This window comes from Photorhabdus sp. P32, assembly GCF_038085095.1.
Classification (GTDB): Bacteria; Pseudomonadota; Gammaproteobacteria; order Enterobacterales; family Enterobacteriaceae; genus Photorhabdus; species Photorhabdus luminescens.
The window spans coordinates 1-22,494 of sequence record NZ_JAZGJN010000208.1; the positions used below are offsets into that span (position 1 = coordinate 1).

24 protein-coding genes, 2 pseudogenes and 1 riboswitch are annotated in these 22,494 nt (G+C 45.7%); of the genes and pseudogenes, 19 read left to right on the plus strand and 7 right to left on the minus strand.

The annotated features are described in order from the left end of the window. Nucleotides 1–56 precede the first annotated feature (56 nt). Both V2H77_RS04030 and dmsD read right to left on the minus strand, forming a co-directional pair. A complete protein-coding gene (locus V2H77_RS04030; RefSeq protein WP_341497775.1) occupies nt 57–1,571 on the minus strand; it encodes a trypsin-like serine peptidase in 1,515 nt (504 codons plus the stop codon). A gap of 408 nt (nt 1,572–1,979) precedes the next feature. Beyond that, nucleotides 1,980–2,576 (minus strand): Tat proofreading chaperone DmsD, encoded by a 597-nt coding sequence (gene dmsD, locus V2H77_RS04035; protein ID WP_341497776.1) that lies wholly within the window; start codon nt 2,574–2,576, stop codon nt 1,980–1,982. A 469-nt stretch (nt 2,577–3,045) separates the two neighbouring features. Continuing rightward, a riboswitch (cobalamin riboswitch) is annotated at nt 3,046–3,232 on the plus strand. A gap of 101 nt (nt 3,233–3,333) precedes the next feature. Here dmsD and V2H77_RS04040 point away from each other — a divergent pair. The 15 genes from V2H77_RS04040 (at nt 3,334) to cobS (ending at nt 16,347) form a co-directional block, all read left to right on the plus strand. Next, nucleotides 3,334–4,716 carry a cobyrinate a,c-diamide synthase gene (locus V2H77_RS04040; protein ID WP_341497777.1) on the plus strand — a complete coding sequence of 461 codons (1,383 nt, stop codon included), beginning with the start codon at nt 3,334–3,336 and terminating at the stop codon, nt 4,714–4,716. Further along, the gene (gene cbiB, locus V2H77_RS04045) at nt 4,713–5,672 is read left to right on the plus strand and encodes an adenosylcobinamide-phosphate synthase CbiB (RefSeq protein ID WP_341497778.1); all 960 of its coding nucleotides are present in this window, start codon (nt 4,713–4,715) and stop codon (nt 5,670–5,672) included. The genes V2H77_RS04040 and cbiB overlap by 4 nt, the downstream gene beginning before the upstream one ends. Before the next feature lie 14 nt (nt 5,673–5,686). After that, entirely contained in the window at nt 5,687–6,319 is a 633-nt protein-coding gene (locus tag V2H77_RS04050; RefSeq protein ID WP_341497779.1) for a cobalt-precorrin-8 methylmutase, read from the plus strand. Beyond that, nucleotides 6,316–7,452 (plus strand): cobalt-precorrin-5B (C(1))-methyltransferase CbiD, encoded by a 1,137-nt coding sequence (gene cbiD, locus V2H77_RS04055; protein WP_341497780.1) that lies wholly within the window; start codon nt 6,316–6,318, stop codon nt 7,450–7,452. The genes V2H77_RS04050 and cbiD overlap by 4 nt, the downstream gene beginning before the upstream one ends. Beyond that, nucleotides 7,449–8,051 (plus strand): cobalt-precorrin-7 (C(5))-methyltransferase, encoded by a 603-nt coding sequence (locus V2H77_RS04060; protein WP_341497781.1) that lies wholly within the window; start codon nt 7,449–7,451, stop codon nt 8,049–8,051. The genes cbiD and V2H77_RS04060 overlap by 4 nt, the downstream gene beginning before the upstream one ends. Continuing rightward, entirely contained in the window at nt 8,041–8,610 is a 570-nt protein-coding gene (locus V2H77_RS04065; protein ID WP_341497782.1) for a decarboxylating cobalt-precorrin-6B (C(15))-methyltransferase, read from the plus strand. Before V2H77_RS04060 ends, V2H77_RS04065 begins: the two co-directional genes overlap by 11 nt. Then, the gene (locus V2H77_RS04070; RefSeq protein ID WP_341497783.1) at nt 8,603–9,376 is read left to right on the plus strand and encodes a cobalt-precorrin-4 methyltransferase; all 774 of its coding nucleotides are present in this window, start codon (nt 8,603–8,605) and stop codon (nt 9,374–9,376) included. Before V2H77_RS04065 ends, V2H77_RS04070 begins: the two co-directional genes overlap by 8 nt. Next, nucleotides 9,357–10,418: a cobalt-precorrin 5A hydrolase gene (cbiG, locus tag V2H77_RS04075; RefSeq protein WP_341497784.1), complete on the plus strand. Its 1,062-nt coding sequence runs from the start codon at nt 9,357–9,359 to the stop codon at nt 10,416–10,418. Before V2H77_RS04070 ends, cbiG begins: the two co-directional genes overlap by 20 nt. Continuing rightward, nucleotides 10,412–11,137: a precorrin-3B C(17)-methyltransferase gene (locus V2H77_RS04080; protein WP_036777387.1), complete on the plus strand. Its 726-nt coding sequence runs from the start codon at nt 10,412–10,414 to the stop codon at nt 11,135–11,137. Before cbiG ends, V2H77_RS04080 begins: the two co-directional genes overlap by 7 nt. After that, nucleotides 11,134–11,919, plus strand: coding sequence for a cobalt-precorrin-6A reductase (locus tag V2H77_RS04085; protein WP_341497785.1), 786 nt, complete (start codon nt 11,134–11,136; stop codon nt 11,917–11,919). The genes V2H77_RS04080 and V2H77_RS04085 overlap by 4 nt, the downstream gene beginning before the upstream one ends. 13 nt (nt 11,920–11,932) lie before the next feature. After that, nucleotides 11,933–12,727 carry a sirohydrochlorin cobaltochelatase gene (cbiK, locus tag V2H77_RS04090; protein WP_341497786.1) on the plus strand — a complete coding sequence of 265 codons (795 nt, stop codon included), beginning with the start codon at nt 11,933–11,935 and terminating at the stop codon, nt 12,725–12,727. Continuing rightward, complete coding sequence (locus V2H77_RS04095) at nt 12,727–13,440, plus strand: cobalt-factor II C(20)-methyltransferase (protein ID WP_341497787.1); 714 nt, start codon at nt 12,727–12,729, stop codon at nt 13,438–13,440. Before cbiK ends, V2H77_RS04095 begins: the two co-directional genes overlap by 1 nt. 83 nt (nt 13,441–13,523) lie before the next feature. Further along, nucleotides 13,524–15,062, plus strand: coding sequence for a cobyric acid synthase (locus V2H77_RS04100; protein WP_341497797.1), 1,539 nt, complete (start codon nt 13,524–13,526; stop codon nt 15,060–15,062). Continuing rightward, the gene (gene cobU / locus V2H77_RS04105; RefSeq protein WP_341497788.1) at nt 15,059–15,604 is read left to right on the plus strand and encodes a bifunctional adenosylcobinamide kinase/adenosylcobinamide-phosphate guanylyltransferase; all 546 of its coding nucleotides are present in this window, start codon (nt 15,059–15,061) and stop codon (nt 15,602–15,604) included. Before V2H77_RS04100 ends, cobU begins: the two co-directional genes overlap by 4 nt. Further along, nucleotides 15,601–16,347 (plus strand): adenosylcobinamide-GDP ribazoletransferase, encoded by a 747-nt coding sequence (cobS, locus tag V2H77_RS04110; RefSeq protein ID WP_341497789.1) that lies wholly within the window; start codon nt 15,601–15,603, stop codon nt 16,345–16,347. Before cobU ends, cobS begins: the two co-directional genes overlap by 4 nt. A 46-nt stretch (nt 16,348–16,393) precedes the next feature. On the opposite strand, the gene V2H77_RS04115 is transcribed toward cobS, so the two are convergent. Further along, nucleotides 16,394–16,612 (minus strand): helix-turn-helix transcriptional regulator, encoded by a 219-nt coding sequence (locus V2H77_RS04115; RefSeq protein ID WP_341497790.1) that lies wholly within the window; start codon nt 16,610–16,612, stop codon nt 16,394–16,396. A 140-nt stretch (nt 16,613–16,752) separates the two neighbouring features. Here V2H77_RS04115 and V2H77_RS04120 point away from each other — a divergent pair, with 140 nt between their 5' ends. Together V2H77_RS04120 and cobT are read left to right on the plus strand one after the other, a co-directional pair. After that, a complete protein-coding gene (locus V2H77_RS04120) occupies nt 16,753–17,370 on the plus strand; it encodes an adenosylcobalamin/alpha-ribazole phosphatase (protein WP_341497791.1) in 618 nt (205 codons plus the stop codon). A gap of 4 nt (nt 17,371–17,374) precedes the next feature. Continuing rightward, entirely contained in the window at nt 17,375–18,424 is a 1,050-nt protein-coding gene (gene cobT, locus V2H77_RS04125; RefSeq protein ID WP_341497792.1) for a nicotinate-nucleotide--dimethylbenzimidazole phosphoribosyltransferase, read from the plus strand. Between the two features lie 420 nt (nt 18,425–18,844). Here the strand turns inward: cobT and V2H77_RS04130 are convergent, their stop codons facing one another. Together V2H77_RS04130 and V2H77_RS04135 are read right to left on the minus strand one after the other, a co-directional pair. Beyond that, nucleotides 18,845–19,261 (minus strand): type II toxin-antitoxin system HicB family antitoxin, encoded by a 417-nt coding sequence (locus V2H77_RS04130; RefSeq protein ID WP_341497793.1) that lies wholly within the window; start codon nt 19,259–19,261, stop codon nt 18,845–18,847. Between the two features lie 51 nt (nt 19,262–19,312). Continuing rightward, nucleotides 19,313–19,399: pseudogene (locus V2H77_RS04135) on the minus strand (mRNA interferase); the annotation flags it as partial. 284 nt (nt 19,400–19,683) lie between these two features. Between V2H77_RS04135 and V2H77_RS04140 the strand changes: the two are divergent. Both V2H77_RS04140 and V2H77_RS04145 read left to right on the plus strand, forming a co-directional pair. Beyond that, nucleotides 19,684–20,162: pseudogene (locus V2H77_RS04140) on the plus strand (Hcp family type VI secretion system effector). A 7-nt stretch (nt 20,163–20,169) separates the two neighbouring features. Further along, nucleotides 20,170–21,000 carry a DUF4225 domain-containing protein gene (locus V2H77_RS04145; RefSeq protein ID WP_341497794.1) on the plus strand — a complete coding sequence of 277 codons (831 nt, stop codon included), beginning with the start codon at nt 20,170–20,172 and terminating at the stop codon, nt 20,998–21,000. On the opposite strand, the gene V2H77_RS04150 is transcribed toward V2H77_RS04145, so the two are convergent. Next, nucleotides 20,988–21,392: a hypothetical protein gene (locus tag V2H77_RS04150; protein WP_341497795.1), complete on the minus strand. Its 405-nt coding sequence runs from the start codon at nt 21,390–21,392 to the stop codon at nt 20,988–20,990. The genes V2H77_RS04145 and V2H77_RS04150 overlap by 13 nt on opposite strands. Nucleotides 21,393–21,456: 64 nt before the next feature. Next, complete coding sequence (locus tag V2H77_RS04155; RefSeq protein ID WP_341497796.1) at nt 21,457–21,858, minus strand: hypothetical protein; 402 nt, start codon at nt 21,856–21,858, stop codon at nt 21,457–21,459. Nucleotides 21,859–22,494 lie beyond the last annotated feature (636 nt).

A 22,494-nucleotide genomic window follows, 5' to 3' on the forward strand; every position in this document is an offset into this window, starting at 1 on the left:
TTCAACGAGGTTTGTCAGCGGCCTGAGGCCAGCAAATGCTGGCCAGGTTTAAAAATTTATTTTTTAACTTTAAAATCGCTAAAAGATATTGGGCTTCTATTACCTGCTTGATCTAAGCCATATACACAAAAGCGTACTGGGGAGTCTTTCTTTTTAAGAGAAATTGGGATTCTTCTATAAATAGAGTAACCTGTGTCATCGTCGCATTTTGTGGATTTTAATGGACCTGATTTTACACGTAAGTCAACAATTTCATAGGGGTTAAAAGTAGGATCAACAATCCAACTATCCTCTGTTTCAAAAACTAATCTTGTTGTTGGTTTTATTGTCGGAGGCGTGTCATCAATTTCACGTAATTTTATTGATGCGTTAGACGTACTCTGCCAGTTTTTATTTGCAGAATGTTGTCCAATGACGCACATAGCGTAAATCCCTTCTTTGGAAGGAACGGTAAGTTTATCCAGCGGTTGTGTCGTGACTGGAATAGGTTTGCTGTATCCTTCAGGATCTGAACAATCAATATTACTCGCAAGTCCTCCTTTATAGCGAATATTATCAAAACCTTGCTCTTCAAGATGTAAATTCCAGGCGGCAGGTTTGTTGTTAACTGTGCTCTTAGTAATTAGTGGGCCGCCAGCGTTAATAGTGATACCTTTGCCATCATCAAATTTACTTAAATCCAGTTTTCCATCAGGGGTGAATGCACGTGCAATTTTATCAACAGGAATATAATAACTGTCACCTTCACGTGAAAAACCTTTATCCTTAACCAACTCACAAGGCCGATTAACACCACAACCCGTGTAATTTCGATCGACGGTGGTATTTAATACACCAATTATTTGGGGGTTATCTTTCAATATAACCGGTGAACCAGAAGTTCCTCCCGCAACACCGGCGCAATCAACAGAAACGGCCGGAGACCAAACCCATGTACCTTCATACACGAGAGGAGTTTTTCCAGTAATGGAGCAAGCTGAATAGCGTAGATAGCGTTTATCACCCGCTATGCCATTGGCCGGAATGTGGGCAAGTTCAATCGGCTGACTTACTGATGGTTTATAATCTTTGTGTAAAGTCACCGGCAGTATTCCGCGATTCGCCAACTCACCATAAGTTGCTTTAAGTCTGAAAACTGCAAGGTCTCCGCCTTTCATGGTTGCGTATAAAACCCTATCAACGCCAACAGGTTGGTGTTTATTGATTAAGTCAATAAAGTAATTTGGTGTGTATGTCCAACCAGGGCCTAATGGTTGATCAATCACGACTTCATTAGTATCTAATGAAGAGTCAAAACAATGGCCTGCGGAAAGAATAAGGGCTTGTTGATTGGCATCAGGGGTTTCTGAACCGGCAATAAGTGTTGCGGTACATAGACCACGACCGCTTAGTTTTCCCACATGTTTAAATCGCTCAGCGCCCGGATCGGTAGATTTTAATAGCGGAGCTTCGTTGCTGGTATTTTCTTGTAGATCAGCAATATGCTCGCTTTTATTTTCGGGAAGTGCTTGTACGAAACAGCTTGTTGACATAATCCCTGTAATAAGTGTAGCTAAAAAGGTTTTTCTCATGTTTTTACCTCATGTTGTTTACATTTTTAATCTTTCCATGTAATGGAAACAGACATTCAATTGAAGAAATGTTTTTAAAGCTTCAATGAATCCTCTATATGAGTATTTAATGTTTATTAATTTATGAATTAATCGACAGTTTTTTTAGCGCATAAAATCATTCCATTGGGTGCCTGTTATCCATAGCCAATAATAAGTAACATAAAAATCAGATAAATAGTTTTATATACGGCAATAGGGCTATAACGTTCAATAGAACGAGGACTGGCTATAAAGGTTTTTCTGGTATAAATTCGTTGTTATAAAGGATGAATTGATTAAATGAGAGTTAAACTCCGGGAGAATGTATATTTATTAGTTGTTACTAAATTTATTACCCGGAGCATTTGTTGTGGAATAATAAAAGTGTTAGCGAAATAATTCTGGTCTTGCCGGAATGAGTTTCAATTCAGTTTGCAAGGTTTTTAAATAGTCAATAGTAATCGTCGCTAAAATGGAATAAAAATCATTTTCCAGCTTAGTTGTCTGAACCAATTCCAGATAACGGTAGGCCCACGGTAGTAAGTGCTGTTCTAACAGTGTACGAGCAGCAGGTTTATGCCCTTGTTCCAAAATATAAACTAAGGCCAGCAGCATTAGACCGAATTGATCTTCGGGTTCCCGTTGTTCACTAGACATGACGATATTCTGTTTTGCCAGAAATTCCCGGTAAGCCAGCGTGCTTTCACCGGATAGCGAGTTTTCTCTGTCCAGATAAACCGATCCCCAAGGTGGCGCTGGCATAACACCTTGTCCTTCGAACAAGATGGAGTAGTCATATTGTAGAGATTCGGCCGAGAAGGTAGCGAGTTTTTTGGTCAGATTTTCTATTTTGCGGTTATTTGACCAAGGAAATAATTTATCAATATCGACAAATAATGGAATTAGCGGGCGGATTTGTTCTGATTTCGGTGAGTAATAAAAACAGGCGCCAATAATGCGGGGTACAGAGGTATCTAATAACATGGAGAGCTCTCATTATGATTTAGTTATACTGATGGTGTAAGCAGCGATTTTACGATAAACAACATCATAATCTTATATTATATGAATAGATAGTTGATTATGATCAACGATTAATCTGTTGTAGTTTTGCTACTATCTTTATCACCAGATTGACGGTGATTTTTGTTATAAATCGCATAAGTTTATCGCCGAAAATAATAAAATTAACCGCTTTATTGATATGGAGAAATATATTTGACCTGCATTTAAATTCAACGAATTTAATAAGGTTATTATGGTAAAAGTGAATATATATCATTAGTTATCTAATGATTTAATAACTTGAAAAGTAGGCCACGTTAAAAATAAATAAACCTAATAGATTTCGAGTTGCAGCGCGGCGGCAAGTGAACGAATTCCCAGGAGTATAGATAACTATGTGACTGGGGTGAGTGAAAGTAGCCAACAAAGCAGCAGCTTGAAAGATGAAAGGTATAAACCGCCGTTGGGTTAATACCACACCTTAATAGTGTGGTTGGGAAGGAGGTGAAAATCCTCCGCAGCCCCCGCTGCTGTGATGCTGACAACTCCGCTGATACCACTGGTCGGAAAGACTGGGAAGGTGGCGGGGAAGGGTGACGCTAAGCCAGAAGACCGACCTGACAGGCACGAGACATTAACTCCTTCGGTGGGAAGCGAGTTGTCATCCGAGTGGTGTGCGCAGTGCTGGCACGTCTTATTGGCGCTCATTTTCCGATCGACATATCGGGAATTTTCTATGCAATGGTTAGGCAGGAAGGCATTTGTTATTGCTGGTACCGGTAGTGGCTGTGGTAAGACTACTGTTACCCTTGGCATTTTGCGGGCATTGATGCTGAGAGGGTTGGCTGTCCAGCCGTTTAAAGTGGGGCCGGATTATCTGGATAGCGGCTGGCACAGCGCGGTGTGTGGCGTAGCATCTCGTAATCTTGATGCATTTATGCTGCCGACAGCGACGCTTAATGGTCTTTATAATGAGCATATGCGTCATGCTGATGTAGCGGTCATTGAAGGTGTGATGGGGTTGTATGATGGTTATGGTACTAACCCGAATTATTGCAGTAGCGCTGCAATGGCTAAGCAGTTGGGATGCCCGGTGATTTTGTTGGTGGACGGTAAGGCAGTATCGACTTCTGTTGCCGCAACTGTGCTGGGTTTTTGTCGTTTTGATCCCTCTTTAACCATTGCAGGCGTCATTGTTAACCGCGTCAATTCTGAAAATCATTTCGAACTTATTCGTCATGCGATTGAACATTATTGTGGTGTTCCGGTGCTGGGACGTTTGCCCGTGATGAAGGATGTGTCGTTACCGTCTCGTCATCTTGGTCTTATTCCTGCTAAAGAGCAGGTTGACAATGATGCTCGCTGGCAGCGGCTGGCGCAACAGGTGGAGGCGCATATCAATCTTGATCGTCTGTTGGCGCTTTGTGACTGTTCGGCTTTACCGGAGGGTGAGATTCCATCATTGCCTGATCCCGCATTGGCTGATGGCTTGACGTTAGCGTTGGCAGATGATGAAGCCTTTAATTTTTATTACCCAGATAATCTGGAGATGTTGGAGCGGGCAGGGGTACGTATTCACCGTTTTAGTCCACTGCATGATCGCCGTTTACCCGATTGTCAGATGATTTATCTCGGTGGCGGTTACCCGGAAATATACGCCGCTAAGCTGGCCGCCAATAGCGCCATGCGGGAAGCCTTACAGGATGCTCATTATCGTCAGGTTCCCATTTATGCTGAATGCGGCGGCCTGATGTACCTTGGCAAATCATTGACCGACGGTGAGGGGAAGAGCCACCAGATGGCTGGTATTTTGCCGGGAGAAAGTCATATGGGTACGCGGTTGATGCGCTTTGGTTACTGTCAGGCACAGGCCCGTTTTGACACTTTGCTGGCCGCAGAAGGCGAGATTTTACGGGGCCACGAGTTTCATTATTCTGATTTTATCAGCTCAGTGCCCTCAGTCTTTGACTGTACTAAATGGCGTGACGGGATGGCGATACAGCAATGGGCCGGAGGTTATCAGGTACAGCAGACGCTAGCCAGTTATCTTCATATCCATTTTGCTCAGCGTCCTAGTCTGCTTGATCGCTGGTTGAAGTCTGCAAGGAGGCTATTGTGACGCTTGCTGCCTGGTTTGCTGCTTTCTTGCTCGATAGCTGGTTAGGCGATCCGCCGCATTGGCCTCATCCAGTGCGTTGGATTGGTAAGCTGATCTCATTGGTGCAACGGGCGGTTCGGCGCTGTTGTCACAGTGAACGGGCATTGAAAGTTGGTGGAGCAGGGCTATGGATAGTGGTTGTTGGGCTGACTTGGTTGGTGAGTTGGGGATGTTTGTGGCTGATGAACTCCATTCATCCTTGGGTCGGCTGGCTGGTTGAAGTGTGGATGATTTATACCCTGTTGGCTGGCCGTTGTCTGAGTGACGCCGCGCTAGAGGTACATAGCGTATTACGACAGGGCTCCTTGGATGAGAGTCGCCAGCAATTGTCATGGATTGTTGGACGAGACACTTCTCAACTGGATACGCCGCAAATCACCCGCGCAGTGGTAGAGACGGTGGCGGAAAACAGCGTTGATGGGGTTATTGCTCCACTGTTTTTCCTGATGATTGGCGGTGCGCCGTTGGCAATGGCTTATAAAGCAGTTAACACCCTCGATTCAATGGTGGGATACAAAACTCAGGAATACCGCGCTATTGGGTATGTTTCCGCTCGCATGGATGATTTGGCGAATTGGTTACCGGCGCGGTTGAGTTGGCTGTTATTGAGCGCGGCGGCTTGGTTCATCCGGCTTGATTTTCGCCAGGCACTGCGTATTGGCTGGCGTGATCGTTATCAACATACCAGTCCTAACTGTGGCTGGCCGGAAGCGACGGTGGCGGGAGCGTTGGGTATCCGTCTTGGTGGTCCGAATTGTTATTTTGGTGAACGAGTAGATAAACCTTGGATTGGCGATGAACGCCGTAAAATCGCGCTGACGGATATCCCGCGCAGTATCCATTTGATGATGATAGCTTCGCAACTGGCCTTACTGTTGTTTGCGCTGTTGCGTTTACTGTTGGTCGGAATGGCTTAGAAAAGGGCAACAATATGAACTACCTCCAGAAACCTCAGCAAATTGAACAGAATAGCTTTGCAATCATTGGCGATATTATTGCCAGTGAACGCCCCGATTATCGTTTTGTTGATGAGATGCAAGAAGCGGTAATTAAACGGGTAATCCACACTACCGCAGATTTTGACTGGTTGGATATTTTATGGTTCTCGCCGGGTGTGCTGGCCCGCATTACAGAGGCATTAAGTCGGGGATGCACCTTGTATACCGATACGACAATGGCTCAATCCGGTATCAACAAAGCACTGTTACATCAGATGGGGGGTGAATGCCGCTGTTATATCAGTGATCCGCGTGTCGTAGCGATGGCGAAAGCGCAAAGCATCACGCGTTCTATGGCCGCGGTAGACGTCGCACTGGCGGAAGAGGGTGACAAAATCTTTGTGTTCGGCAACGCCCCAACCGCCCTGTTCCGTTTGTTGGAAAGGCAGGCTTCGCCATTGGCGGTGGTTGGGGTGCCTGTTGGTTTTGTTGGCGCGGCGGAATCGAAAGCGGCTTTGATGCAAAGTGAACTGCCTTGTATCGCCGCCGCAGGCCGTAAAGGGGGAAGTAATATCGCGGCGGCGATTATCAATGCCATTCTGTATCGATTACGGGAGGCGCTATGAGTGACGCCACGCAACTAGATAGCATCTGGCATAACGGTAAGCAGTATCGCAAAGGTTACACCACCGGTTCCTGTGCGACTGCGGCCGCCAAGGTTGCCGCATTAATGGTGCTGCGTCAGCAAGTTATCGATCATGTTTCTATTGTGACACCTTCTGGTGTGACATTGCGCCTTAACGTTGAACAACCACTGATTGAAGGCCAGCAGGCGACCGCCGCTATCCGTAAAGATGGCGGCGACGATGTGGATGCTACTCATGGCATGCTGATTTTTGCCCGTGTCACCTTGTGTGACCACGGTGAGATCCATCTGCGAGGCGGGGAAGGTGTCGGCACGGTTACCCGCAAAGGGGTGGGATTGCCGGTAGGCAGCGCTGCGATTAATCGTACACCGCGTCAAACCATTGAGGCCGCAGTACGGGAGGCTATCGGTCCTCTACGGGGCGCGGAGGTGGAAATTTTCGCACCGGAGGGTGAAGAGCGGGCAAAGAAAACTTACAACGGGCGATTGGGGATACTGGGCGGTATTTCCATCATTGGTACTACCGGCATCGTCACGCCAATGTCGGAAGAGAGTTGGAAACGTTCATTGGCGTTAGAACTGGAAATGAAACGTTCGGCGGGTGCTGAAAAGGTCATTCTGGTGCCGGGCAATCACGGTGAGCGTTTTGTGCGTGAACAATTGGGGCTTGATGGTCAGCTAGTGGTAACCATGAGTAACTTCGTTGGTTACATGTTGCAGGAAGCGGTACGGCTTGGGTTCCGCCATATCATGTTGGTGGGGCATCCCGGCAAGCTGGTGAAAGTGGCGGCAGGAATTTTCCATACCCACAGCCATATTGCTGATGGTCGCATGGAAACGTTGATTGCTTATTTGGCATTAATGGGGGCGTCGCAGGAACTGCTGTTGGCGGTGAGTCATTGCGATACCACCGAAGCTGCAATGGAACTGATTGCAGAACACGGCTTGCAGGCAGTTTATGACCGGATTGCCGAACGTATTTGTGAACGAATGCGTGAGATGTTGCGTTTTGCGGTTAATCCGCCGTGCTGTGATGCCATCATGTTCTCTTTTGATAATCAGATACTTGGCGCCAGTCGCCCACTGAATGACATTTTGGAGGCAATGCGATGATCACCGTAGTGGGAATTGGTCCCGGCGATACTGCGTATCTGATACCGCAGGCACAACACTGTATCACTGAGGCGGAGGTATTGGTCGGCGGTAGACGCCACTTGGAGATATTTAGCGGTGTCACCCACGAAACACGCGTACTGGATGCTGATCTTGCCAGTTTACTGGTTTGGCTCCAGAACAACAGTACACGCCAGATTGTGGTATTGGCGTCCGGTGACCCGCTGTTATACGGCATTGGCAAATTATTGTCGGAATATTTTACCGCAGAGGATCTGCGCATCATTCCGGGTATCAGTTCAATTCAATATCTATGCGCTAAAGCCGCGCTGGATATGAACAATATCTATCTGACCAGCAGTCACGGGCGTACCCCGGATTTTGGCTGGCTTTTGCAACACGACAAAGTAGGCATGGTAACTGATGGGCGCGTCGGTCCGCGGGCAATTGCGGAGGCCATTATTGAGCGTGGCCTGAACCGTACATTGATTATTGGTGAAAACCTCTCTTTGCCTAATGAGCGTATTCACCGTCTGCGGCCGGAAGCGGTGGCGACTGACTATGACATGAATGTGGTGGTGATCCTAAATGAGAGATGATGAATTTTTACGCGGACAGAAAGTGCCAATGACCAAAGAACCAGTACGTGCGTTGGCGCTGGAGCGGCTGGAACTCAGTGATGCCAGCCAATTGATTGATGTGGGAGCGGGTACGGGCAGTGTGGCATTGGAGGCGGCATTACGATTTCCGGCTCTGACCGTTACTGCCATTGAACGCAACCCGGCGGCATTGGCCTTGATTGAGGAGAATCGTCAACGATTAGGTTGTCATAATGTGGAGATCATTGCAGGAGAAGCCCCGTTAGCGTTGGATGTAATGGCAGATGCCGTATTTATCGGCGGCAGCGGCGGGCAATTGACTGCCTTGATCGATTGGGCGCTGGATCACATGTACCCCGGCGGCCGCTTGGTATTGACTTTCATTTTGTTGAATAACCTGAATGATGCGCTGGAACATTTGCGGACCTGTCACATCAGTGGCTTGGAGTGCATCCAGTTACAAGCCTCTACTCTGGCATCCCTTGGTAGTGGTCACTATTTCAAACCAAATAATCCGACTTATCTGATTTCCTGTTACAAGGAGAAGATCGATGTCTGAATATTTTGATCCCCGAAAAGTGTGGTTTGTCGGGGCCGGACCGGGTGATAAGGAGTTGATCACCTTGAAAGGCTACCGTTTGCTACAACAGGCGCAGGTGGTGATTTATGCCGGTTCATTGATTAATACCGAACTGTTGGATTATTGCCCGCCAGAGGCTGAGTGTCATGACAGCGCCGGTCTGACGTTGGAGCAGATTGTTGCACTGATGGTTGATGGTGTACGTGCGGGTAAATTGGTGGTGCGGCTGCAAACCGGCGATCTTTCACTGTACGGTTCCATACGCGAACAAGGGGAAGCTTTAACCGACGCGGGCATTGATTTTGTCTCAATCCCGGGTGTCAGCGCGTTCCTTGGGGCAGCCGCTCAATTAGGGGTGGAGTATACCGTACCGGAAGTGGCGCAAAGCTTGATCATTACCCGGATTGAAGGTCGTACACCGGTGCCGCCGCTCGAACAGTTGGAATCCTTCGCTGCTCATCAAACTTCAATGGCGATTTATCTTTCTGTACAGAAGATGAGGCATGTGGCTGCGCGTCTTCAAGCTGGCGGCTATCCGGCGACTACGCCGGTTGCGGTGATATACAAAGCGACCTGGGCTGAAAGTCAAACCGTGCGCGGTACGCTGGCCGATATTGCCGAAAAAGTACAAGCAGCGGGTATCCGTAAAACCGCGTTGATTCTGGTTGGCGCTTTTTTGGGAGAGGAGTACCACTATTCCAAGCTTTACGATGCGGGGTTTAGCCATGAATATCGCCGGGCATGAATCGATTGCGGTGTTCTGTCTGACGCCGGGAGGGGTCAGACTGGTACGTCGGTTGAAAACGCATCTTCCTCTGACCTGTTTTACCAGCGAAAAGCTATTGGAGCCGGGGTTTACGCCTTTTAACGGCAGCTTTGGCGACACGTTGCGTGAAGCATTTAAATGCTATTCGGCGTTGGTGGTAGTGGCGGCGCTTGGCATCACGGTACGCATGCTGGCGCCACTCATAAACGACAAAATGCATGATCCCGCCGTGGTGGTGATTGATGAAGGTGGTCAACATGTTATTAGCTTGCTATCCGGTCATGTGGGAGGAGCTAATGCATTGACTCACCGTTTGGCGAAGTTATTGGGGGCTGATCCGGTGATCACGACAGCTACAGACGTTAACGGGATGGCGGCATTGGACACCCTTGCCACTCAATTAGATGCTGATATGCAGGATTTTCGCCACGTGGTGAAGGTGATAAATCAAATGTTGGTCAGTGGTCAAAAAGTGGGGCTGTGGTGGGATGAGCCACTACTTAACGAACGTGAGCAGTGTGATATCCGGGGTTTTGTCCCGGTAGCGTGTCTGGAGGCGTTACCAAAGCTGGATGCGCTGGTGTGTATCACATTGCGAGATTCGTTGCCGGAATTATCTCTACCGGTTTACAAACTGGTGCCGAAACGGGTTGTCGCCGGGATTGGTTGTCGCCGAGATACGCCATTGCAAACCGTGATTGAGCTATTGCAGCAGCAGATGGCGGAAAACCATTTCGATCTGATGGCGCTGCGTGCCATTGGCAGTGTTGTCATTAAAAAAGATGAACCAGCGCTAAATCAGCTTGCACAGCGTTGGCGTGTACCGTTTGAGTTGTTCAGTGTTAATGAATTAAGTCTTCATGAGCAACGTTTTCCTGCTTCCGATTTTGTACGCCAGACGGTAGGGGTTGGCAGTGTTTCGCAACCTGTCGCCTGGTTGATGAGCGAAGGAAAATTGGTTGGTCGGACCTTGCGTCAGCAGGGCGTCACTATCACTTTGGGGGTATCACAATCATGTTAACAGTAATCGGCATTGGGCCAGGCAATGAATCCATGATGACGCAGGAGGCCATTGAGGCGATCCGCGAAGCTGAAATTATTGTCGGCTATAAAACCTACACCCATTTAGTTAAACATTTGACGATGGATAAAGAAGTGATTAAGACCGGTATGTGCAAGGAGATTGAACGCTGCCAGAGGGCGATCGATCTGGCGTTGTCCGGCCGTAAAGTCGCTTTGATCAGCAGCGGTGACGCGGGAATCTATGGCATGGCCGGTTTAGTGCTGGAATTGGTTTGCCAGCAACAGTGTGATCTTGAAGTCAGGTTGGTCGCCGGGATTACCGCCAGTATTGCTGCGGCGTCGTTGTTGGGCGCGCCGTTGATGCATGATTTTTGTCATATCAGTTTAAGTGATCTGCTAACACCGTGGCCGATGATTGAGAAGCGTGTTATTGCCGCCGCGCAAGCCGATTTTGTTATTTGTTTCTACAACCCACGTAGTCGTGGCCGTGAAGGACATCTTGCTAAAGCATTTGAACTTATGCGGCCGTGGAAAGCGGCGCAGACGCCGGTTGGCGTAGTAAAAGCCGCTGGACGTAAAAAACAGGATAAATGGATCACTACATTTGGCGAGATGGATTTCTCCCCGGTGGATATGACCAGTTTGGTGATTGTAGGCAATCAAACGACCTATTGCCGTGATGGATTAATGATCACGCCGCGGGGGTATGAATTATGAGCCATCCGGCTATCCATGTTTTCGGCGGTACCAGTGACGCCCGGCTGATTTGCCGGGCATTAGACGCAGCAGGAGCACGTTATCGCCTCTCTGTTGCTACTGATGCAGGGAAGCAACTGGCGGGTGATATTCAGGGAGACGTGGTGGTAGGGCGAATGGATGCCGAGGCGATGGTGGATTACTTTGATCGGCATAAGGTACGTTGGGTGATTGATGCTTCTCACCCTTACGCAAATGCATTAAGCCACAACGTGATTACGGCCTGTCGTCGTTTGTCACTGCGGCTTACTCGTTATCAGCGTCCCAGTGAGATTGACTTATTGAGCCATCCACTGTTGCACAAAGTGAATAGTATAGAGGCGGCTTGCGACGTTGCCCGGACGTTAGGGCAACGGATCTTGCTCACCACCGGCAGTAAGCAACTGGAGCTGTATCAGCGTTTACTACCGGGAAAAACGTTGTTGGTACGGGTATTGCCGACCGCCGAGGTGTTGATTCAGTGTGAAGCGTTAGGATTGGGGGTCGATCATATTATCGCGTTGCGTGGGCCATTTACGGCTGAATTTAACCATGCAGTATATGAATTTTGTCACCCTGATGTGGTGATCACAAAAGAGTCCGGGGCCGAAGGGGGATATCAACAGAAAGTCGCTCCCTGCTTGGCGCTTAATATTCCCTGTATTGTGGTGTGCCGTCCGACACAGACCTTACAGGGAGATGAAGGAGAGCAGATTAGTTCGCTGGATGAGTTTGTCCAACACCTAGCCAGTTGGCAGGAATAATGAGGGCAATAAAATGAAAAAAGCACTATTAATCATCAGTTTTGGTACCAGCTATCATCAAACTCGACAAAAAAATATTGATGTCTGTGAACAACAACTGGCAGCGGCTTACCGTGATCGCGATCTGTATCGTGCATTCACCTCAGAAATGATCATCCGTAAACTAAAAAAACGTGATGGCTTACAAGTGGATAACCCACGTCAGGCGTTGGAGCGTTTAGCCAACGAGGGTTATCAGGATGTGGCTATTCAATCCCTGCATGTTATCAACGGCGACGAATATGAAAAGATCGTCAGCGAAGTGCGCACCTTTAGTGATCATTTCCAGCGTTTGGTTGTCGGTACGCCGTTGCTTAACAGTTTTGCCGATTATCAACAACTGCTTATTGCCTTGAAAAATCAGATGCCGCCATTAGATGAGGATGAGCGCGTGGTGTTTATGGGGCATGGCGCTAGTCACCATGCTTTTTCTGCCTACGCGTGCCTTGATCACTTGATGAGTTCACATAATTTCCCGGCGTTGGTCGGCGCGGTGGAAAGCTACCCGGAAATCGACAATATCATCATTCGCTTACGGCGGCAGGCAGTACGTAAGGTACATTTGATGCCGTTAATGCTGGTGGCTGGCGATCATGCGATTAACGATATGGCATCAGACGAGCCGGATTCGTGGCGTTCTCAATTAGAAGCTGTTGGAATCAAAACCCAATCTTGGTTACAGGGATTAGGTGAAAATCCACTGATCCGTGAAATGTTCGTTCAACACTTGGCAGATGCGTTACAGACAGATCAGCAGGAGGTGATGTGATGAATGGAAAACTTTATGCCATAGGCGTCGGTCCGGGCGCCAGCGACTTGATTACCATACGCGCAGCTCGAATACTTGCTAGCCTTGATGTGCTTTATGCCCCTGCGGGGCGTAAAGGGGGGGATAGTCTGGCGCTCTCCATCGTGCGTGAATACCTGTTACCCCACACAGAAATTCGTACCTGCCATTTTCCGATGAACAGTAATGGCGAAGAGAAACAGGCGGTATGGGATGAAGTGGCGCAACAATTGCAAGATGAAGTAGCAAAAGGGCTGCAAGTGGGTTTTATCACGTTGGGTGATGCCATGTTGTTTAGTACTTGGGTCTTTTTGCTGGCGCGAATTGGTCGGCAAGAGTGGCTAGAAATTGTCCCGGGTATCACCTCTTTTGCCGCGATTGCTGCGCGTACCGTACTACCACTGGCGATGGAACAGCAATCAATGGCGATAATGTCTTGCACTGCGCCGGAAGCTGAGTTGGAGCAGGCGCTGCAAACGCATGATTGCGTGGTGCTGATGAAAGTTTATAACCGTTTTGCCGCTGTGAGTACATTGTTGACACGCCTGAATTTGTTTGAACATGCCTTGTTGATGGCGGACGCTACATTGCCAAGTGAGCAGTGCTGGCGTCGTTTGGAACAGGTGGACGCCGATCAAAAATTACCTTATTTCTCTACCATTTTGGTCAATAAGCAATGGTATGTTGAAGCATAAGGTAGATAAAGAATCGGGATCGCCATTGTAAAAACTGAGGAGCAGCTTTTTGCTCTGCTACACCAATAAAAGGAGATAGCATGATGGGCTTGTCTTTAATGTTGCAGGGTACGGCATCCGATGTTGGGAAAAGTGTGTTGGTTGCGGGCTTGTGCCGTATCTTTGTTCAGGATGGTTATCGCTGCGCACCGTTTAAATCACAGAATATGGCGCTGAATTCTGGTATCACTATTAACGGCGAGGAGATGGGAAGGGCGCAAATTTTTCAGGCAGAGGCGGCAGGTATCGAGCCTGATGTGCGGATGAACCCGGTATTGCTTAAACCCACCAGCGAGCGTAAGGCGCAAGTTGTGTTGATGGGAAAAGTAGCCTGTAGCATGAATGCGGTGGAGTATCACCAATACAAGCCTAGTTTACAACAGCAAATTTGCGAGGTTTTTCACAGTTTGGCGGGTGAATATGACGTCATTGTGCTGGAAGGTGCTGGCAGTCCGGCGGAGATTAATCTGCGAGATCGCGATATTGTCAATATGGGGATGGCGGAGATGGTTGATGCCCCGGTGTTGTTGGTCGCGGATATCGATCGCGGCGGTGTATTTGCAGCTATTTATGGCACATTGGCACTGCTACGCCCGGAGGAAAAAGCGCGGGTAAAAGGAGTGATCATCAATAAATTCCGAGGTGATATCAGCCTGCTCCAGCCGGGTATTGAACAGATTGAAGCCTTGACTGGAGTGCCTGTCTTGGGAGTCATGCCTTGGCTGAATATTGATCTGGAAGATGAAGATGGTGTCGCGTTACAAACCGGCAAATATGATGGCGCAACAGAAAAGGCGCTGGATATTGCCGTGATTCGTTTGCCCCATATTGCCAATTTTACTGATTTTAACGCGCTGGCGGTGCAGCCGGATGTTCGTTTGCGTTATGTGACTCAACCATCCGCGTTGCAGCCGTCGGATCTGATTATCTTACCCGGTAGCAAAAACACGTTGGGAGATTTGCAGTGGTTAAGGCAGAACGGGTTAGCGGATGCCTTGTTAACGGCACATCAGGCTGGTGTTCCGGTTATCGGTATCTGCGGTGGTTATCAAATGTTGGGGAAACGGATCATTGATGGCGTGGAATCGGGCATTGAACAGATGGATGGCCTTGGATTGCTGGATATGGAAACCCGCTTTGCCGATGAAAAGGTGACAACCAGAGTAAAGGGTAAGTGCCTGTCAGCATTGCCGGGCTTGCTGTCAGACTGCATTGAGCAGCCTATCCGAGGTTATGAAATTCATATGGGCAATTCATTACTGGGGGAGGATGCAATACCGTTTGCCTGTATTACTGAGCGTAACGGCCAGTCGGGTAGCTGGTGTGATGGTGCGGTTAATCGAGAGGGCAATGTGATGGGCAGTTATATTCATGGCTTGTTTGATAGCGCTAATTTTACCCGCGCGTTGCTTAATACTTTGCGTCAGCGCAAAGGATTGACGGCTTATCAAGGGGAAACATTGGATTATACCCACTACAAACAGACTCAATTTGACCTCCTGGCGAAAGCCATGCGTGAACACTTGGATATAGAACGGATTTATCAGTGTATGAAAACCCATCGACAAGGTTCGGCTCCGTGATTTTGATTACCGGCGGCGTCCGCAGTGGTAAAAGTGTGCTGGCGGAGAAACTAGCGGCGCAAGCGAGTGAACAGGTATTGTATATTGCAACTGCCGTGGTGACCGACAGTGAAATGGCTGAACGTATACAACTGCACCGTGAAAATCGGCCAGCCCATTGGCGCACATGGGAAGGTTATCGCGATCTCGGTGCAGTTATCACGACACAAACCCGACCGGGAGAAGCGGTTATCTTGGAATGTATCACCACCTTAATTACCAACCTATTATTTGAGCAAGCTGGGGAGACGCCGCCTGAACACATGGATTTTGCGGTATTGGAGGTGGGAATTCAGCAACAAATTAGCGATCTGTTAGCGGCTTGTGCCGGCATGACTTCCCCGATATATCTGGTCACTAACGAACTGGGAATGGGCATTGTGCCGGAAAACCGTCTGGCCCGTCATTTCCGCGATATTGCCGGAAGGGTTAACCAGCGGCTGGCGGCGGCTGCCAGTGAAGTATTTTTGATGGTATCGGGAATTGAGGTAAAAATTAAATGAATCTGCGTCTGTTTCTTGCCAGCTTACAATTTATGACTCGCATTCCAGTACCATCGCGCTGGACACAGGGATTAGAAATAGATCAGTACGTGCGCGGTATAGCGAGTTTCCCACTGGTTGGATTGATTGTCGGTATGCTTGCTGCGGCGGTTTTTACCTTGTTGGCTCCTTGGTGTGGCGTGCCCTTGGCGGCATTGGGGTACGTACTAGCGCTGGCGTTGTTAACTGGGGCTCTTCATCTTGATGGTTTAGCCGATACCTGTGATGGCGTGTTTTCTGCCCGTAAGCGGGAAAGGATGCTAGAGATTATGCGTGATAGCCGTTTGGGAACAAATGGTGGTTTAGCATTGATCTTCCTTATTTTGGCGAAAGTGCTGGTGGTGAGTGAATTATCTCTGCGTGGCGCTCCTATGCTAATGGTTTTGACTGCGGCATCTGTTGCGGGCAGGAGTGCGATTATCTTGTTAATGTACCGCCAGCATTGTGCTCGTGAAGGGAGTGGATTGGGGAATCTCTATATCGGGCGGGTTAACGGTTATCAGACACTGTTGACATTGTTAGGCGGGGCAATGTTGATTGCTCTACTGATGCGCTGGTCTGGCGTGTTGGCGTTAGCGATCACGCTGTTGGTTATCGGGTTGTTGGCGGTGTATTTGCATCGACGATTAGGCGGTCAGACCGGTGATACCCTTGGTGCGTCAGTGGAGGTTGGGGAGTTGGTGTTTTTACTGGCGCTACTGTGAGCAACTTCCTAACAGAATGTCCAACTCCCTATTCTTGCGCCAAGCATTAGCTGGCTGAAAGAATAACAGTAATAGGCGCGTAATGTTTACGGGCGGAAATTTGGCGACTTTCCCAGCGATCATGAGTTGCTTGAAGGTTAATCCAAAAATCCTCGTCTGTTTCAAATAAACCGGCCAATTGCGTGGCTTCTTCAACGGATAGGCGCCGGGAATTATTCGCAATTTGGCCGATAACCTTGCGAGAAACACCCATCGCATTCGCCAACTGCTGAAGGAATAAGATGCCCCTAAAAAAATATATGATATGCCGGAGTGATTGTCTCCTGTCAGTCTAAAAAAACGAATCTGAATCTACATGTTTCTGAATTAGCTATCCTTAAACACATCTGAGGTTGAGTAACGATAATGCGACTATTTTTGGTTCGGCATGGTCAAACGGAAGCGAATCTGAGCGGAGTTTTCTGCGGTATGACGGATGTGGAGCTGACTGAAACGGGAATTAATCAGGCTCGGCAAGTTGCCCGTTATCTATCGGCAGTGACATTTTCACAAGCGATGAGCAGCACGCTACGGCGGGCTTGCCATACTGCGGAGATTATTCTGGCCGATCATTCTCTATCAGTTAGCATTGATGCTCAACTTAATGAGATGCATTTCGGCGCATGGGAAATGCGCCATCACCGTGATTTGCAGCATGAAGACGCTCAAGCCTGGGCTGATTGGTTAGCAGATTGGCAACAGGCATCCCCGACCGGGGGTGAAACTTTTCCGACATTTGCGGCCCGGATAGAACATGTGGTTCAGCAACTGCTGATACAAGAAAGTCAGGATAATCTGTTATTAGTCGCGCATCAGGGGGTATTGGGCTTATTACTGGCGCGTCTGCTAGCTATGCCGCCTGCTGCTATGTGGCATTTTCATTTTGAACAGGGAGCGTACAGTGTCGTGGAAATCCAACATGGATTTACTACATTACGTACATTTAATAACCGCATTGACTGGCTGCTTGAGATACGGAAATAACACCATGCAAACATTGTCATCGATCATTAATGCTATTGTGCCATTGGATAACGTTGCGATGGTGCGTACTGCCACTCGATTGAATGGGCTGGTTAAACCGACAGGCAGCTTCGGTCGTCTGGAACATCTGGCGATTCAGCTTGCCGGAATGCGAGGATTGCCGGGCCATCATATTGATCGTAAACAGATTATTGTGATGGTTGCTGATCATGGGGTTTATGACGAAGGCGTGACCATATCGCCTAAGTCAGCAACGGCTATTCATGCGCAGAATATGATGAAAGGGATCACTGGTGTTTGCGTTTTGGCGGTGAACGCGGGCGCAGATATTAAAGTTGTGGATGTGGGCATTGATAGTGATCCTGTTCCGGGATTAGTGAACATGAAGATGGGGCGCGGCAGTGGCAACATTGCTCAAGGGCCAGCGATGAGCCGCCAGCAAGCAGAAGATCTGTTGCTGGCAAGTGCGCACCTGACATTGGAACAGGTTGCAAATGGCGTGAAATTGTTTGGCGTGGGGGAATTGGGTATGGCGAATACCACACCGGCGGCGGCTGTAGTCAGCGTCTTTACCGACAATCATCCACAACAGATCGTCGGCATTGGAGCTAACTTTCCCAGAGAACGCCTGCATCATAAAGTGGCGGTTGTGCAACAGGCGATAGAAATCAATCGACCTGATGCCAGAGATGGCATTGATGTATTGGCAAAGATTGGTGGTTATGATTTGGTGGGGATGACGGGCGTCATGCTTGGCGCGGCTTCTGCCGGGCTGCCGGTGATTCTGGATGGATTCCCCTCTTACGCGGCGGCGCTGGCCGCTTGTCGAATCGCTCCTGATGTGCGTCATTACCTGATTCCTTCGCATTTATCGGCAGAGAAAGGCTCCATTATTGCGTTGCAACACCTGCAACTAGCGCCTTATCTACATTTGGACATGCGTTTGGGGGAGGGGAGCGGCGCTGCGTTGGCTATGCATCTGGTGGATGCGGCTTGTGCTATGTATAACAATATGGGGCTATTGGCCGATAGCAATATTGTGCTGCCGTTGTAAAAGAATGAGAGAAAAAGCGTTATCGGGGTAGGATAACGCGGAGAAAATGGTATTTGATTTATACCCGTTATCCTTCAAGTTGCCTCTTTGTTGGCTGCGCTCACTCACCCCGGTCACATAGTTATCTATGCTCCCGGGGATTCGCTCCCTTGCCGTCGCGATGCATCTTGAAATCCATAGGGTATATTTCAGCAAACTCAGGGTCCTTACGAATTATTTCAATTACTGCTTCATCATGACTACGTGATCTGCTCATGGTTTCCAATACTGAATATAAATTAAGGTTTTTGGCGGAAGGGATCAGAAAATACCCTGCTTTATGCCAGCATTTTACTGAGTGCTGATCTCTGGTCTCTTATTGGCGTGGGTCATACCAATAAGAGACTGAATAAAGCTTTATATTGTTGCCTCCGTTACCTATCAGTGTGAAGTCACGGATACCTCAAGATTTTTACCCATTGCCCCGATAGCACGCTGAACAGTGTCGATTTTTGTTGAATGCCGTAAATTAAAAATACGTTGTACTTCCTGTTTTTTAACCGTAATACGCACGGCCAGCTCCACCTGAGTTAAGCCGGAATCAATAAACGTATTCAACATCATAATTTTTGCTGCAACACTTATAGGCACATCGACAAAATCACCTGTTATTGAACTAGGTAAAGGCACTTTCTCACTGTCTTCAAAATAAAACTCAAAAGCGGTAATAAGTGCATCAAGCGCCATTTCTAGCGCTTCTTCGCGTGTATCACCTTGTGTAAGGGCCTCTGGTATATCGGGAAACGATACAACAAAGCCGCCCTCATCGGCTGACTGTAAGTTTACTGGATATCGCATATTTTTTTATGGTGAAAGTCCGCAAGTACCAGCCACGAAGGGCTGGATTTGTTAAAGACCTAACTGCTTGATAATGGCTCTTCTTAGAGCTTCTTTTATCTCATTGCCGGGGTGCCTCGGCATTACGCTTCGTTTCCCCATTCCTCCTTTTTGTTCTGCTCTGCTATAACTAACCTTGGGCAAAAACTTTAAGTGTTTTGGGTAAATATATCTTGTACAATTTGATTACCAATATCTCTCATCTATTCTGAGTTTGCTTGGATTAGTAAATTAATTAAATTACTAACACAAAAATATTAACTGAGTCTATCTTGTCATGAAATATATCACATTTTTTGGAATAAAACTTATAACTAATTATAATTCTTATTAATTTGATATATATTCACGTTTTTGAAAAATTGACTAACTGATGGTTATTTATGGCAAATATAATCTATTTGGAAATTAAGGGTGATAAACAAGGTTTGATATCACAAGGATGTTCAACGGTTGATTCTATTGGTAACACATGTCAGCTTGGTCATGAAGACCATATATTTGTTTATGAATTGACGTCTAATATAACCAGAGGTCAACTGTTAACCATCAACCGGTTGAGATAAGAAAGCCAATAGACAAATCTTCTCCTCTTTTGGGATTAGCCATAACCAATAAAGAATCGCTGCAATGTATTTTTTATTTTTACAGAACATCAACTAAAGGTGGTTTAGAACTCTATTATAAGATAAAACTCACCGGCGCATATCTATGTGGATTGAATGGCTTTTATCCAAATTCATCTACGCATAATGAATGCCAGCCACAGGAGAGTTTATCTTTAATGTATAAATCAATAACGTGGGAACATGTTATGTCCGGCACTAGTGCATATAGTATATGGGAAGACAACGTTTATTGAGGTTTTTATGAAAGGGATATCCCATCTTTCTTATGATTTAAATAATTACGCTTCGTCATTGAAGCGTAAAGCACACTTGGCTGCCAGCTTTTTTATAGAGGATAGCCAGTTGAGAATGTCATATTTAAAAGAAATTGATGACTTTGTTAATATAAAAACACGTGAGTTTAAAAATACCTTTGATGTAAATGAAAAGAAGAGATTGGTTTATGAAGTAAAAGATGAATATGAAATAACGGAAAGAGAATATCAGGCTTTAAGGCGTAAGGATTATACCAAATATATTGTAACCGATATATTTGAAGATCATGGTGTGGTTAAATACGCAAAAATAGGCGGTGGGGTTGTTGCTGGTGGTGTTCAGATGTTTGCTGGTTTTTCAATTTTTAAGTCAGGTAAATTAGTAAGATCTAAAACTGTCAAATCACTGGGAGTTGTTTTATTCGCTCATGGAGGTAATAACTTTTATGAATCTATTAGTCCGATTCTTTATGAGAATCAAGATATCGGCTGGGTCAGGGCAGGATATAGGCACATCTCTCATGCTTTAGGTTATGATGATGGTGTAGCTGATGTTGCTTATAGTTCAGTTGATTTAATGGCAAGTGCATATGGAACATATGGAATGCTCAAGCTTAAACCGGTTAAATCTAAGAATAATATATCAGGAGGCTATTCTGTCAAACCGGGGACGGGGAAATTGTTCAGATATATTAATTCGGATTTTTCCAGAAAATGGAGGTTAACACCAAATCCTATTTTAACCATTCAAATATCTGGTAGTATGTATAAAGTCAAACTTTTGATAGATGATATATATAAACTTCATGACGATTGAAGTTTATTTTTTATTTTAAAACGAATATAGAAAATTAACAATTTTGAACCTGTGATTAAATTACAGCTAACGGAAAGACTGTAGTAAATAAAAGCAGAAATAGCAAAAAATAAGTAAATAGATGACATTAATGGAATTCCATATGCCATTTCACTGAAAAACATGCCTGTTATTATAAATGAAAAAACTGAAGTAGAAAATGTTAATGGTAAAGAGACTTCTTCAGCTATAAATAACAGATAATGACAAAAACAATCTGTTTTACTTTGGTATTTGTCATAAACATCAGGCTCATCTTTGTGTAGAATAATAAAGCTTCTCTTTATCTTAAGTAATTCTTTTAAGGTGAATCCGCTATTTAATATTAATTTTCTTAAGTCAGTTAGGTTCATTTGTTTAGGCTCGATTTTATTTGGTCTTATAATCAGTTATTTTTATCATGTTTTATTGGTGAACTCAATGGTTAAATTTGTTTTTTATTTTAAAACGAATATAGAATATTGCTAATTTTGATCCTGTTATGAAATTACAGTTAACGGAGTAGCTGAAATAGAATAAAGCTGATATTGTTATTGATAAGTAAACAAAAATCATCAATGGAATTCCATATGCTTTTCCACCGAAAAACATTCCTGATATTATAAATAAGTTAATTAGTGTTGAATATATTAATGGTATAGCGACTTCTTCAGCTATAAATAACAGATAATGACAAAAACAATCTGTTTTGCTTTGGTATTTATCATAAATATCAGGCTCATCTTTATATAGCATAATAAAGTTTCTCTTTATCTTAATCAATTCTTTAAAGGTGAATTCGCTATTTAATATTAATTTTCTTAAGTCAATTAAATTCATTTGTTTAAACTCATTGTTATAACTATATAAATTGCTTGCCGTAAAATACTTATTCTTTATAACTGTTTGAGTTTTTCTTTTGTTTTTAGACGAATATAGAAAATGACTAATTTTATACATGTGAAAAAATTATAACGATAGCGGTGATAAAAAGACTTATAGCATATGCATATTATTGTTAGAATTATATAAATGAGCGACGCAAATGATAAAATGGATATTGTATTTTTATCATAGCTGAGAAGCCCAGCTATTATGAAGCATGTATATGTGAAAGTTAAAAATAACACGGGATCTCCGGCATCTTCAGCAAGCACTATTATAACATTGTAAATATTATCGCTTTTTGTGTAATATCTTATTACATATCTTCTTTCATCATCGTCAAGATTTTTAAAGGTCCTTTGCAGCATAAGAAGCTCTTTAAATGTGAATCCACTACTGAGGGTTAATTTTCTTAACTTTTCCAAATCCATCTATTCAATCTCATAATATTTTGTTGATATAATGACTTATCATAACATAATTATAACTTTATTATACCTAATAAATGCATTATTTATATCTGTTTTTCAAAAGTTTGTTGTATTTAATGGTATGGTACTGCTGTCGTAATAGAAATGAGAGAGAGAATTG